14 protein-coding genes are annotated in these 13,496 nt (G+C 65.8%); 3 read left to right on the plus strand and 11 right to left on the minus strand.

Annotation, left to right across the window (positions count from 1 at the left end):
- Window positions 1-24: 24 nt before the first annotated feature.
- The 5 genes from ACTDXD_RS06430 to ACTDXD_RS06450 all read right to left on the minus strand — a co-directional run bounded on the left by ACTDXD_RS06430 (window position 25) and on the right by ACTDXD_RS06450 (window position 4,396).
- On the minus strand, window positions 25-1,062 hold the full coding sequence (locus ACTDXD_RS06430) for an LLM class flavin-dependent oxidoreductase (RefSeq protein WP_378562906.1): 1,038 nt from the start codon (window positions 1,060-1,062) through the stop codon (window positions 25-27).
- Complete coding sequence (locus ACTDXD_RS06435; protein WP_378562903.1) at window positions 1,059-1,544, minus strand: Zn-ribbon domain-containing OB-fold protein; 486 nt, start codon at window positions 1,542-1,544, stop codon at window positions 1,059-1,061. Before ACTDXD_RS06435 ends, ACTDXD_RS06430 begins: the two co-directional genes overlap by 4 nt.
- A gap of 5 nt (window positions 1,545-1,549) precedes the next feature.
- Window positions 1,550-2,698 carry a thiolase family protein gene (locus ACTDXD_RS06440; protein WP_440126319.1) on the minus strand — a complete coding sequence of 383 codons (1,149 nt, stop codon included), beginning with the start codon at window positions 2,696-2,698 and terminating at the stop codon, window positions 1,550-1,552.
- Entirely contained in the window at window positions 2,695-3,492 is a 798-nt protein-coding gene (locus ACTDXD_RS06445) for an SDR family NAD(P)-dependent oxidoreductase (RefSeq protein WP_378562899.1), read from the minus strand. The genes ACTDXD_RS06440 and ACTDXD_RS06445 overlap by 4 nt, the downstream gene beginning before the upstream one ends.
- 61 nt (window positions 3,493-3,553) lie before the next feature.
- Entirely contained in the window at window positions 3,554-4,396 is an 843-nt protein-coding gene (locus ACTDXD_RS06450; protein ID WP_378562896.1) for an SDR family oxidoreductase, read from the minus strand.
- Between the two features lie 124 nt (window positions 4,397-4,520).
- On the opposite strand from ACTDXD_RS06450, the gene ACTDXD_RS06455 reads away from it, so the two are divergent.
- A complete protein-coding gene (locus tag ACTDXD_RS06455; protein WP_378562894.1) occupies window positions 4,521-4,991 on the plus strand; it encodes a nuclear transport factor 2 family protein in 471 nt (156 codons plus the stop codon).
- 1 nt (window position 4,992) lies between these two features.
- Here ACTDXD_RS06455 and ACTDXD_RS06460 read toward each other — a convergent pair whose 3' ends face one another.
- From ACTDXD_RS06460 to ACTDXD_RS06480, 5 genes are all read right to left on the minus strand, one after another.
- On the minus strand, window positions 4,993-5,208 hold the full coding sequence (locus ACTDXD_RS06460; protein ID WP_378562891.1) for a ferredoxin: 216 nt from the start codon (window positions 5,206-5,208) through the stop codon (window positions 4,993-4,995).
- A gap of 1 nt (window position 5,209) precedes the next feature.
- Entirely contained in the window at window positions 5,210-6,406 is a 1,197-nt protein-coding gene (locus ACTDXD_RS06465) for a cytochrome P450 (RefSeq protein WP_378562889.1), read from the minus strand.
- Between the two features lie 19 nt (window positions 6,407-6,425).
- On the minus strand, window positions 6,426-7,769 hold the full coding sequence (locus tag ACTDXD_RS06470) for a C4-dicarboxylate ABC transporter substrate-binding protein (RefSeq protein ID WP_440126320.1): 1,344 nt from the start codon (window positions 7,767-7,769) through the stop codon (window positions 6,426-6,428).
- 184 nt (window positions 7,770-7,953) lie between these two features.
- Window positions 7,954-8,694, minus strand: a complete 741-nt coding sequence (locus tag ACTDXD_RS06475) for a FadR/GntR family transcriptional regulator (protein ID WP_378562885.1) — start codon at window positions 8,692-8,694, stop codon at window positions 7,954-7,956.
- Between the two features lie 127 nt (window positions 8,695-8,821).
- Window positions 8,822-9,886, minus strand: coding sequence for an enoyl-CoA hydratase/isomerase family protein (locus ACTDXD_RS06480; RefSeq protein WP_440126321.1), 1,065 nt, complete (start codon window positions 9,884-9,886; stop codon window positions 8,822-8,824).
- Between the two features lie 55 nt (window positions 9,887-9,941).
- Here ACTDXD_RS06480 and ACTDXD_RS06485 point away from each other — a divergent pair, with 55 nt between their 5' ends.
- Both ACTDXD_RS06485 and ACTDXD_RS06490 read left to right on the plus strand, forming a co-directional pair.
- Window positions 9,942-11,195: a CoA transferase gene (locus tag ACTDXD_RS06485; RefSeq protein ID WP_440126322.1), complete on the plus strand. Its 1,254-nt coding sequence runs from the start codon at window positions 9,942-9,944 to the stop codon at window positions 11,193-11,195.
- Window positions 11,192-12,592: an amidohydrolase gene (locus ACTDXD_RS06490; protein WP_440126323.1), complete on the plus strand. Its 1,401-nt coding sequence runs from the start codon at window positions 11,192-11,194 to the stop codon at window positions 12,590-12,592. Before ACTDXD_RS06485 ends, ACTDXD_RS06490 begins: the two co-directional genes overlap by 4 nt.
- Here the strand turns inward: ACTDXD_RS06490 and ACTDXD_RS06495 are convergent.
- Window positions 12,577-13,479 carry an LLM class flavin-dependent oxidoreductase gene (locus ACTDXD_RS06495; protein ID WP_440126324.1) on the minus strand — a complete coding sequence of 301 codons (903 nt, stop codon included), beginning with the start codon at window positions 13,477-13,479 and terminating at the stop codon, window positions 12,577-12,579. The genes ACTDXD_RS06490 and ACTDXD_RS06495 overlap by 16 nt on opposite strands.
- Window positions 13,480-13,496 lie beyond the last annotated feature (17 nt).

The following is a 13,496-nucleotide window of genomic DNA, read 5'->3' on the forward strand; positions in this document are numbered from 1 at the left end:
TCGTTTCCTGATGGTTCCCGCTGATTATGCCGAGGCCGAGCTCGACCGCGACGCGACCGGGTCGCGCAGACCGAGCTTCTCGAGCGCGGGAAGAACGTCAGAGGCGAACAGTTCGAGGCTGCGCCAACCGATTTCGGGATGGAGACCACCCATCAGCGGCTGGAACATCAGCTCCGAGTCGTTGCCCCGTTCCTGCGCGAACTCCACGCACTGTTCGGGTGTGAGTACCACGAACTGCGGCTGCTTCTTCAGATCGTCGACGGTCTCGACGTGCGTGTACCCCGTCGTCCCGACACCGCGTTCCTTGGCCCACTGCGCATTCATGTTGGTGGTGTATTTCAGGTGCGGCGCGAGCAGTTCCCAATCACGGTCGGGATCGTCCGTCACATGCAGGAAGAGCGGCCCTGCCGGAGCGGGACGCGGCGGAATCGGCAGCCCCAACCGGACACGCTCGGCGTCGTACAGTTCGTACAGCCGTTCCTTCTCCGACCCGGCGGGCATGTAGTTGTCGCCGAGCCGTGCTGCACGCGCCGCGGATGCATCTGCCGAGCCTCCGATGTAGATCGGGGGGCGTGAGGGGCCTGCGGGTGTCGGCCGCACCCGCACCGTCTTCCCCCGGAATTCGAACTGCTCACCTGTCCACGCCTGGTCGAGGACCTCGACGATCTCCTCGAGAATCCGGACACGGCGCTTCATGGGCACGTCGAACATCTCGAACTCGTCGGGCCGGTAGCCGATCCCCATCGTCATCTCGACGCGACCGCCACCACCCACCAGGTCGAGCGTCGCGAGGTCTTCGGCGAGCCGCAACGGATGGTGCAGCACCGCCACGAGCGCCGAGAAATGGACGTGGATCTGCTCGGTGCGCCCGAGCATCGCGGCACCCAGGATCATCGGGGAGGCACAGTAGCCGTCCTCGGCTCCGTGGTGCTCGGCGATGTACACGGTCTCGAACCCGAGCGAATCCGCCCAGCCGGTCTGCTCGACCGCGGCCTGGTAGAGATCGACGGCCGGAGCTCCGATTGCCGGTGCACGCATGTCGTAACGCAGTGACAGTCTCATCGCGAGTGCCTTTCTCGTTCCGGCCGGTCCCGCTCGAGCGCGAAGGTCGGCAAGGTGTGGGTATCGAAAACGGTCGGAGACAGGACCACCCGGTCGCCGATGCGTGGAGTGTCGGCGCCGTCTCCGACGAGGTCGGTCACGAGGCGCACACCCGGCGCGTCCTCGAACTCCACGAGCGCCACCGTGTACGGGGGCGTGGATCCGGACGGCAGGAATGCACGGTGCACGGTGGTGAACGAGTAGATCACTCCCCTGCCCGCGACACCCGACCATTCGAATGCCTCGTCGTGGCCGCACGGGCAACCCGGCCCCGGGTACCAATGCCACCGCCGGCACGCGCGACACCGCGGGAACGCGAGTTCACCGCGGCTCACTGCTTCCCAGAACGGCGCCAGTTCGGGAACATCGGACGGCGGCGCGAAATCCGGTACCGATGCCGCCACGGTTGCAGGATCATCCGCGGACAGTTCTTTCTCGGTCACGTTTCTCACCGGTCCTTCGTCAGGATCAAGGTCGTGTGCTCGCCGCCTGCGAGCGCAGCGACCAGTGCGGTCGACGCATCGGGTACCTGCGCCTGTCCACGTGTGCCACGAACCTGGCGCACGGCTTCGATCACGTGGACGATCCCGGGAATGTAGGCATATGCGAGATGCCCACCGTGGGTGTTGACCGGGAGCGAGCCGCCCGGCCGGGTGTGCCCGTCCCGGTGAAACTCCACGGCTTCACCGCGACCGCAGAGCCCGAGGTCTTCCATCTGGATCGCTTGCGAGATCGAGAAACAATCGTAGATCTCGGCGACATCGACGTCAGCCGGGGTGAGTCCGGCGTCAGCGAATGCGCGCGGCCCGGACACGGCGGAACCGAACGAGCACATGTCCTCGGCCTGGGTGAAGTACGAGGTCATGGACGGACCGACCGCCACGGTCGACGATCCGGCCACGACGACGGGCGCTCCCGCGAGGTCGCGCGCACGTTCCGTCGTGGTGATGACGAGCGCGCCCGCACCGTCGGAGATCAGGCAGCAGTCCGCTGCCCGCAGCGGCGAGGCGATCATGGGCGAGGCCAGGTAGTCGTCCTCGGTGAGCGGCTTCGGGCGCTGCGCGTTCGGGGTCATCGTCGCCCAGACCCGGTTCGAGACAGCGATCGAGCCGAGTGCATCGGGGTCGATTCCGTAGGTGTGGCAGTAGCGCTGCGCCCACGCTGCGAAGTACACGGGTTGCCCGTACCAGCCGAAGGGCATCTCCAGGCTCGCCTTCACCGGATCTTGCGCGTGGAAGCCGTAGGGCCCCCCGGGCTTCGATCCCGCGTAGCCGTAGTACACGAGTACGGTGTGCGCACGTCCCGATTCCACTGCTGCACGGGCGGTTTCGACGGCGGCCAGCGGGCCGGCACCGGCAGGGATCCCGGGGGACGCCGTGTACATGCGATCGATGCCGAGCGCCACCGACACCTCATCCGGTCCGGGATACGCACCTGCCGCGACCACACCGTCGACGTCCGACGGGGTCAGCCCCGCGTCACTGAGTGCGTTGCGGCACGCGTCGAGGACGAGCGCCGCGATCGGACGGTCCACGGATCGGCCGAACTGCGATTCGCCGGCCCCCACGATCGCCGCAGCGGACACTCCCACGCTCATGCGCGCAACCCGCGCCATGCCGTCGTACCGCCGTCGACGGGGACCACGATTCCGGTGAGGAACGACGAATCGTCGGATGCGAGGAATGCGGCCACCTTCGCGATCTCGTCGCCGGTGCCGAAACGGGGGATGAGGTGGGCTCCCACCATCCCACGCTTCCTGGTTTCGCGGGCCTCGTCGGATTCTGCAGCGTCGAGGAAGGCACGGCTCATCGGCGTCTCGATGGAACCCGGCGCAAAGGCGTTGACGCGAACCTCCGGCGACAGCGCGATGGCAGAGGTCCGGGTGAGCTGAATGACCGCGGCCTTGCTCGACGGATACGCGGTGCTGACGTAGCCCACCATGCCGGCGACGGAGGCGGCGTTGATCACCGAGGGTCCGCGACCAGAGGCGCGGAGGTGCGGTGCCGCGAGTTTCGTGGCGAGCCACACCGACTTGACGTTGATCGCATACACCTTGTCCCAGACGTCCTCGGGAAGTTCCTCGAAGGTCGTGTGCTCGGTGAACGCGTTCTCCATGACACCGGCATTGTTGACGAGCGTGTCGAGACCACCGGCCGCGGACACGACGGTGTCTATCATGCCGGCGATAGCGGCGCTGTCCGCGAGATCCACAGTGATCGCCGCTGCGGCGACGCCCATCGCTTCGATCTCGGTAGCCACTTCTTTCGCGCCGTCACCGTTGAGGTCGGCGACACCGACGAACTCGGCACCGCGCCTGGCGTACTCGAGCGCGATATCGCGCCCCATACCCTGGGCTGCTCCGGTGACCAGCGTCCGCTTACCTGTCAACATGGTGTAATTTCCCTTCTTCGCCGACTGCGTCGACAACATCTCCATCAGGACCGGATCGCGGTTATGCGGTGCGCCCGGCTTCGAGCAACGTCACGGGTTGCTCGTATCGGCCGCTGGTGTACGGCGACCGTCCCGCGATACCCGTCATCCCGGCATCGATCGGGAACGTCACTCCCGTGACATAGGCGGCTTCGTCGCTCGCCAGGAAGAGCACACCGGCAGCGACGTCCTCCGGTGTGAGCGCGCGGTCCATCAGCGCGCTGCCCCCGAGCGCCGTGGTGGCACCGGCGAGGTCGTCGGCCCCGTCCGCGACGACGGCTGCGGTCATGGGTGAGACGACGGCTCCGGGAATCACGGTGTTGACCCTCACCCCGAACGGTCTCAACTCGGCCGCCACCGACTTCGACAGGCCCACCACTGCGGCTTTCGCCGCGCTGTACACGTGCGGCCCGACGCCACCGAGAACCCCGGCCGGGCTGGACGTCGACAGAATGACCCCCGATCCTTGCGGCTTCATCACGCGGGCAGCATGTTTGAATCCGCAGAGCACTCCGCGCAGGTTCACGGCGAGCGTCACGTCGGCCTCGTCCATCGGTGTCCGGTCGATCGGCCCCAGCGTGCCCATCACGCCGGCATTGTTGAACATCACGTCGAGCCGGCCGAAGCACTCGACCGCGAGATCCACGGCTGCCGCGATATCCGATTCGACGGTGACATCGGTGCGCGCGAAGCGAACTCGCTCGCCGAGTTCCGCGGCAAGGGCACGGCCGGTCTCCTGCACGTCGGCCACGACGACCGAGGCGCCCTCCGCATGCAACGCCCGCACCACGGCTTCGCCGATGCCGCTCGCTCCGCCGGTGACGACCGCAACGCGGCCCTCGAATCGGATGTCGCTTCTGGTCACGATCGACTCTCCCTGTCCTTCAATATCTTCTAGATGCTCTTCACGAATTTCTGTCTGTTCATAGGACTTTCACTCACCTATAGTCGACCCGTCGATCCCCGCTCGTCCTAACCCAGGAGGAACCATGTCCACCGATCCACGATTGCAGGCTCTGCTCGACGATCTCATCTCCAGGGTCACCACGCTCGAATCGGAGCGGACCGCGAGCGGTCTGATGCACCGATACGCAGCACTGCTCGACCGCCCCTCCCCGGAGTCGCTCGCGTCGTTGTTCACCGGCGACGGCGCGTTGGTGACCGGTCGAGGAACTCATCGCGGACGCGGCGAGATCGCCGAGTTCTTCCGGTCGGCCCGCGCGGGAGACGATTCCGACAAACGCCACTTCATCTGCCAGCCGGAACTCCGCGCGCACACCCCCGAGCGTGTGCGTCTGGAGTGCTATTTCGGTTACACGGCCCGCGCCCGAGAAGGGTCGGGAATCGGCTGGGGTACATACACAGCCGATATCCTCACCTCCTCGGGCGAAGCACTGTTCGAGACGTTGACGATCGATGTACACATCGGAACCGATCTCGCGCGAGGCTGGGCTCGCTGATCTACCGGGTGACGGTGATCGCGTGTTCAGGGCACGCGTCCACCGACGCCTCGGCCTGGCCGACGAGTTCCTCAGGAACCGTGAAGTCCTCGCCGGCCTGCGCGACGAAACCCTCTTCGTCGTCGCTCAAGAGGTCGGGGGCGACGGAGTAGCAGCGCCCGTGTCCCATGCACTTCTCGCGTGTGATCGACATCGTCGTTCCGGATGTTCCGGCCATGTCAGACCTCCCATTCCAATTCGAGTTCCTTCAGGGTCAGCTGAGAACCGCGCTCGACCAGGCCGGCACCGTCCTTGATCCGGTACTCCGGAATCAGCTTGTGCCACTCTTCGAGCACCACGGCCAGTTCGAGCCGTGCAAGGTGCATACCTAGGCATCGATGCGGCCCGGCCCCGAACGCGAGGTGCTGGTTGATCCCGGGGCGGCCGAGGATGAACTTGTCCGGATCGTCGTACTTGCGGGGATCTCTGTTCGCGGAGCCGATTCCGAGCCAGATCACGTCTTTCGCGGCCATATCGATGTCCTCGAACTCACAGCTCTCCTGCACCTCCCGCCCCGCCTGGATCACCAGCGGATACATCCGGATGAACTCCTCGACGGCGTCGCGGGTCGACTCGGGTTCCTCGATCAACATCCGGCGATCCTCGTCGTGGGTCGCGAGGTGGGTGAAGATGTATCCGAGCGCCGACCGAGTGGTGTCGAGGCCCGCGAGCATGATCGACATGCAGGTGGTGAGAATCGTGTCGTGCGAGAGCGGTTCGCCATCGAGCTCAGCCTGCACGAGACGTGTGACCATGTCTTCTGCCGGATCCAGCGGATTCTCGCGACGCTCCTCGATGGCCCGCGTGAAGTAGTCCAGGATCTTGTTCTTCGGGGCTTCGGCACCGTCGAGATCGCCTTGGAGCATGCAGTTGAACATCTCTTCGGTCCACGGCAGGAAGAAGTCACCGTCCTCGACGGGCAGGCCCATCAGTACCAGGAACAGATCCGTGGGGTACCGGATGGCGAACTCGGCAACGAAGTTGCAGTGCCCTTTGGGTTGCAACTCTTCCAGCAGTTCCACACAGCGGGTGTGTGCCAGTTCCTCCATGCGCCGTACCGCGGCGGGCGCGAAGAAAGGATTGATGATCCGGCGGAACTTCTGATGCTCCTCGCCGTTGAGATCCTGAGGAAGCAGCGGAATCTTGCTTTCGGGGAACAACGCCGTTCGAACGTCCGTCGTCCAGTTCTTGTGATTCTGAAATCCTGCGAGGACATCTTCGTAGCGGGTCAGCATCCAGAAGCCGCGCTCGGTCGTGTCGTTGAAGTGAAACCGTGAGGCTTCACGCTCTTCGTCGAGAAGAGCGTAGTGGCCGTAGATTTCGGACTCTTTGGTGTAATCGGTGTGGCTGACGGGGCAGCCCGTTGCGTGGGTCATCTGTTTCCTCCGATGGCGGTCAGGACGGGCGGTGAGGCAGGAAGATCTCCTCGTAGACCTTCGCGCTGTAATCCTCGAGATCGAGCACATCCGGGCTGTACCAGGCGGCGAACTCGTCGTAGGTGACATCCTCGTATCCGAGCTCGGACAGAGTGGATTCCCACTTCTCGGTCGATGCGCTGATCCGGTCGACGAACGCGTTGCCGTCGTCGAAAGCGCTATTGGTGCGCTGCGCATCGAGAAGGCGTGCGTTCTCGGTGGCGAGTGCGTTGCGGGCGTCTTCTGCGTACGGGCCCACTGTGCCGTTCGCCGCGAGGACTTCCTTCATCCCCTCGGCGGTGTTGGGCAGGATCTTGTCTTCGATGTTCGACTCGACGTACACACTGAGGCTGTCCCAGATCAGCTGCTGCGCGACGAGCGGAAGCTCTTCCCAGACACCGGTGCTCATGGCCATTCCACCCCATCCGACGGCGACGCCGGCATCCGGGTCGATCACCACCTGCGGCGTCTGCCCGAGGAATCCGCCGAGCATACCGACGGTGAAGGACGTGACCGAGCAGTCGGCGATGCCGCGCTCGAGGGCTTCGAACAGCTCGGTGTATGCGATCGAAACGGGGGTCGCTCCGAGCGACGCGACCTCGGAATTGATCGACAGGCCCGACGCAGTGACCTGGGCACCCTTGGTGGCGGCGAGATCGCGTCGTTCGGTGGCACAGAACAGCCCGTTGGAGCCGGAGTTGTACGCGGGCAAGAGCAACTTCAGGCCCTTGTCCTCGTATTCCGCGATCAGTTCCGGCGTCTCGAACGCCACCTCGTTGGCCCAGGCGTTGGACTGCAGTGGTCCGAGTACGGGCGTCTGGAGCGAGACGAAGCTCGAATCGATCAGCGCGGACGTCGCCGGATACTCCGACGGTTCGTACTGCGGGATCACGTGTCCGAGGTCGAGGCGGCCGTCGATCAACGCGTTGTCGATCTCCGCCGGGGGCGCAACAGCATTCGAGTAGGCGACATCGAATGTGATTTTGCCGCCGGACCACTCGGTGATCCGGTCGAGGTATTTCTCGACGGGAACGCCGGTGGCCGATCCCTTGGGAGCGGGCGACTGGGTGTACAGCTGAATCGGGTCGACGTTCTCGAAGGCCGCGACGTAGTCGTCCTTGGTGGCGCCGTACTCGATGCCGTCACCGCCTCCGCCGCCACCACCGGCAGATGCCGATTCGGCACATCCCGCGACAAGTACCGAGGCGAGGGCCAGAGCGACGGCCGAGCCACCGAGCGACTTGGTGCGAGCCAGGTTGCCGAGCGACTTGGAGCGAGCCAAGTTGCCGAGCGACCTCGAGCGGGTAGTGCGAGAAAGGGTCATGCGCTGCTCCGTCTCTTGGGGTGCGTAGCACGATCACGCATCCGTGATGCAAATCACGACTATCATGCGCATGATTAATTCCATTGTCAACACTTATTCATGATCCAGGTCACGGGTACCCAAGGAAAAAGAACGGCGGGACGACCATGAAGGTCGCCCCGCCGGATCAGCGGCCGTGCAGCCGTCAGCGGACAGCTCCCCAGGCTATGGGCGTCTCGAGCGCCTCCGGATAATGTTTCTCCTCGTAACGCCAGATACCGGCGATGTGCTCCTCCATCGCGGTGAGCGCAGCGTCCGGGTCGTGAGCGGCAACGGCTTCGTAGATCTTCGCGTGGATGTCGAGGGTGGCGCGACGATGCCGCTCCGAGTACTCCATGCCCATCGCCGATCCGTCCAGCATGTCGAGCAACGCGTGAATGAGGTAGCCGAACAGTGCGTTTCCCGACCCCTTCGCGACGGTGTCGTGGAAGACTCGGCTCATCTCGAGGAAGATCTCATCGTCGTCGAGGTTCTCTCGCATGTGGTCGACGGAATACTTCAGGTCGGCCAACTGCTGCTCGTTGATGCGCTCCGCGGCCAGCCTCGCCATCATCGGCTCCAGCGCGGTCCTCGCCTCGACGATGGTCCGGAACGGTGCGTTCTCGAACTGCAACAGGAGCGTGATCGAAGTCGCCAAGCCTTCACTGTCGGGCTGCTGGACGATCGGTCCGCCTCCGGGGCCAGGCTTCAGCGAGATCACACCTTGCAGTTCGAGAAACCGCAAGGACTCGCGCAAGGTGCCGCGGCCGACGTCGTATTCGTCGAGCATGACGCGCTCCGGCGGCAGCCGATCGCCGATCGTGTTGCCTCGCCGATTGATATCCTGAACGATCCGCTGCGCCACCAGCATCGCCGTCTTCTGCGGCCGCAGCCCTGCTCGTCCCATCGATGAACCTCCGCCGTCCGAACTCCCCCGGGTTCCCGGACCGAGTACCCCAGATAAAATCTATGACAATCTTTACACTATAAGGTTCCTGTGACAACGTTTTCTTGAACATTCATTCAGCACGCAGCTAGGACCCGGGCTCCGTCACCTCGTCGACCAGACCCCATCCGAGCGCGCGGTCCACTTCCAGCGGACTTGCAGTCACGAACAAGTGCATCGCCCGCCACCTCCCGATCCGCCGCGGAACGCTTGCAGTGCCGCCCGCGCCCGGTATCAGGCCCATCGATACTTCGGGGAGCCGGAAGACCGTGCCGGATGCCGCGACCACCCGATTCGCGAATGCCGGTATCTCGATCCCCGCGCCCACGCAGTGTCCGTGCACGCGCACCTCGATCCGATCCGCGAGACGGGCCACCAGTCGTCCGGCCCCACCACGGGTGCGGATCATGTGAGCGATGGCCGTATCAGGTGTGCGGCCGAATTCGTCGAGGTCGCCGCCCGCGCAGAACGACGGACCCGCCCCATCGACCACTACATGCTCGATACTGTCGTCAAGCTCCGCAAGTCGCAGCGCCTCGACCAGCGCGTCGCGCAACTGCGTGCCGTAGGCATTGCGACGCTCGGGCCGGTTGAGCGTGATGCGCAGGGTCTGCCCGTCCCGCGTGAGGAGCACAGGGTCGGCGGGCGCCGGTGGTGGCAGAGGGCGGGATCCACGCTCGTCCAGCCAGCGCAGGAATTCGGGGCCGCCCTGCAATGTCGAGTACCCGAGCGACTCGATGTCGATCGCAGCAGCGACTCCCACGGTGTCGGCGGCACGAAGCACGTGCCGCACGACCAGCGACGCGTGCGGGTTCTGCGCGACGGCATCCGAGAATGCCGACAGACTCGCATCGAGGTCGTCGGTGCCGACCACGGTCGACGACCGCGGATCCGCCCCTGCGGCGTAAGTCAGATCGAGGGCCTCCAGTAAAGGAGCAAGCGCGGACTCGTCGATCGCCCCACCGGTGAACCTGCCGACGAGCAGATGATCGCTCGCCCTCGCATGTTCGGCTGCGCGCTCGAGCACCGAGTGCGGTGCATCGTCGAGGTCGACGATCAGCAATGGATGCACAACCGCACCATCGTCACCGAGCACCGGTACATCGGCAATGCCGTCCGCAAGCTCCACGACGGAGATCGTCTTCGTGGCCATCAGTTCCGTCCTTGTGCTCGCTGCCTGCCTATCCCGGCAATGTAGCATCACAAACGTGTTCGAATCCCTGTCCGCGGACTCCACACGCGACTGGGCCGAGAGCGGAATCGCTTGCCTGACCGGCAGGCCCGACGGCCCGCCCCTGATCCCACCCGGTCGCGCCGCGTCCGTCGCACGGGCGGCAACAACGTGGATCGAGTCCGCGACGAACGGGACGGTACGGCTCGACGGCGCACGGCTGCTGTCCGAACGCGCCGCCTTTACCGGTCACCGCCGTGCCGGTGCCATCTCCGCGGGTGGCTCGTGCAGGTTGCTGCCCACCGCCGACGGCTGGGCCGCGGTGTCGTGTGCCCGCCCCGACGACCCGCTCCTGCTCGGCGCATTGGTCGGCGCCGACGTCGGCGACGATCCGTGGCCCGCCGTCACCTCGTGGCTCGCCGAGCACACCGGCCACGACCTGCTCGAACTCGCCGAACCACTCGGCATCGCCGCGGGCCCGATCACACGTGTCCCCGCGACGACGCCACAACCGCTCATCCCCCGGCCGGTCGACGGGTTGCTGGTCGTCGATTTCAGCTCACTGTGGGCCGGACCGCTGTGCTCTCACATTCTCGGCCTCGCCGGCGCCCGGGTGGTCAAGGTCGAGACCCCGGCCCGCCCCGACGGCGCACGCCGCGGCAATGCCGACTTCTACCGGCTGTTGCACGGAGGACACGAATCCGTCGTGCTCGATCCCGGCGATGACATACAGCGCCGGGAACTCTCGGAGTTGGTGAACGCCGCCGACATCGTCATCGAAGCATCGCGCCCGCGGGCCCTTTCCGGATTCGGTCTCGACGCCGAGCATTTCGTCGCGAGCGGCGGCACCTGGGTGTCGATCACCGCGCACGGCCGCGATTCGTTCCGCATCGGCTTCGGCGACGACATAGCAGCCTCTTCCGGACTGGTCGCTCACGACACCCAGGGTCCTGTGTTCGTCGGCGATGCCCTGGCCGATCCACTCACCGGCGTCACAGCCGCTGCTCTCGCACTGTCCGAACCGGCAGACGGCAGCGGAATCCTGTGGGACGTGTCGATGTCGGCCGTCGTTTCGTCGACGCTGGCACACGACCCACACGATTCCGAGCGAATGTATCGTTCGTCTCCTTCACCCGACACAACGTGCCATTCGCTCCGAGGGCGCTGGTGGGTCGACGCACCGTCCGGCACCGTCGCACTCGCCGAGCCGAAGCGCCGCGAACCGGTAGGTGAGGTCGCCGAATCCGGTCGCGACACCTCGAAGGTTCTGTCCGAGCTGGGGATCCGATGACCCTTCTGCTCCTGCGTGATGTGGAGGTCGACGGCATTCCGGGCCTCGACGTTCTCGTCCGCGACGGTGCGATCTCGCAGCTCCGCAGAGGCATCGAGGTATCCGAGAGATGCGAGGTCGTCGACGGTCGCGGCGGCGCACTGATCCCCGGCCTTCACGATCACCACATCCACCTGCACGCTCTGGCGGCCGATCGCGTGTCCGTGCAGTGCGGACCACCCGACGTCACGTCGGCGGAGGACCTCGCTCGCGCTCTCGACGCCGCTCCGGGTGACGGTTGGATTCGCGGGGTCGCCTACTTCGAATCCGTCGCGGGCATGCTCGATTCCGATGTCCTGGATCGCGTACACGACCGGCGACCCGTGCGTATCCAGCACCGCAGTGGCGCCATGTGGGCACTGAATTCCCTGGCCGTCCGGCTCGCCCGGCTCGACACGGCCGATCACCCCGGGGTCGAGCGCGACGACGACGGACGCCCCACCGGACGGGTCTGGCGCGCCGATACGTGGTTGCGCGAGCGTCTTCCCGCGACCGCGCCCCCTGCGCTGGATGCGATCGGCGCAGAACTCGCACGTTACGGCGTCACCGGAGTCACCGATGCGACGCCCGATCTCACGCCGAGCACGGTCGCTGCGCTCGTCGATGCGCACGCCACCGGCGCCCTCCCCCAGCGCCTGCACCTGCTCGGCGCGCCACACCACTTCTCCCCGGCTACGCCGGGATGCAGCGTCGGTCCGTACAAAATCGTCATCGCCGATTCCGACCTCCCCGACATCGACGTTCTCGCCGCCACCATCCGCGGGGCTCACGCGGCGGGCCGCGCTGTGGCCGTCCACTGCGTGAGCCGCGAAGCGTTCGTGATTCTCCTCGCCGTCCTCGAGGAGGTCGGCGCGCACCCCGGCGACCGGATCGAACACGGCGCGCTCGTCCCGGCCGAATCCATCGACGACCTGCGGCGACGCGGTATCCATGTGGTGACACAACCCGGTTTCCTCGCCGATCGCGGCGACGCGTATCTGCGCGACGTCGACCCCCAGGACGTCCCCGATCTCTACCGGTGCAGAAGTCTCCTCGACGGTGGGGTGCCGCTGGCATTGTCGAGCGACGCACCGTACGGTCCGGTGGACCCGTGGCAGGTCATGTCTGCAGCCGTGACTCGACGTTGCCGCACCGGCGGCATCGTCGGTGCAGCAGAACGGATCACGCCGGCCGAAGCGCTCGACCGCTGTCTCGCGCCTCTCGACGACCCCGGCGGACGCGCGCGACGGCTGACGGTCGGCGCCGATGCCGACCTCGTCCTGCTGGACCGTCCGGTCGCGGACGCGGTCGGCGATCTCGACGCAGCCAGCGTGCGGGCCACCTGGATCAGCGGTCGCTGCGTCTACGCGAGGGATTGATCGCGCACCTGTGCGATGACCTCGCGGCCGAACCGCTCGAGTGTCTCCGGCGGCGCGAAGTCGTGGAAGCGGAGAACGAACAGCTCGACACCACGCTTGCGTTCGAGAACGATCTGTTCGATCAAGTCGTCTCCTGTACCGATCAGCGGTGCGCCCCAGCCACTTTCCGGGAGCCTGCGCGCCACCGATGCCGTCACCTCCGGGATGTCCGCAGCCTTTTCTGCGAAACCGACCGCGTACTGCACCGAGATCCGGGCATCCCCCTTCAGTGGCGCAAGCTCCTCGAGCTGATTTCGCGCGTGCCCCACACAGTTCCACCACTGCGCATGACGTGCGACGAGCGGCATCGTCAATATCTTGCCCGCACCGCCGATGTGCACCGGAATCCGATCTTGCACGGGGGTCGGCAGACCGTACGCGCCGCGCATCCGGAAATGCTTTCCGTCGTAGTCGAACTGCTCGCCCGTGCACATCAGGCGGAAGATTTCGAGGGTTTCGTCGAGCGCCTCGGCACGTTCCCGCCGCGACCCGACCGGGATGCCGAAGGTCTCGAACTCCGCCTCCACCGAGCCCCAGCCGAGGCCGAGTTCGAGCCTGCCGCCGCTGATGTGGTCGACGGTGGCAGCCATCTTCGCCAGCAGTGCCGGATGCCGGAACGGCGCGCATCCCACGAGGTGTCCGAGTCGAATGGTCGAGGTGGCGCCGGCGAGCGCGGTGAGCAGCGTCCAGCTTTCGAGTGAATCCGTCGGCCTGCCGCCCGGGGAATACAGATGGTCCATGAGCCAGAACGAATCGAATCCGGCCTGTTCCGCTGCTTTCGCCTGAGCTTTCACCTCGTCGACGCCGAGACGGAACTGCGGAACGAACACACCGAATTGTATTGTCACTGAACATTCTCCACGAT

The sequence above is a fragment of the Rhodococcus sp. SJ-3 genome (genome assembly GCF_051918125.1).
GTDB lineage: Bacteria > Actinomycetota > Actinomycetes > Mycobacteriales > Mycobacteriaceae > Rhodococcus.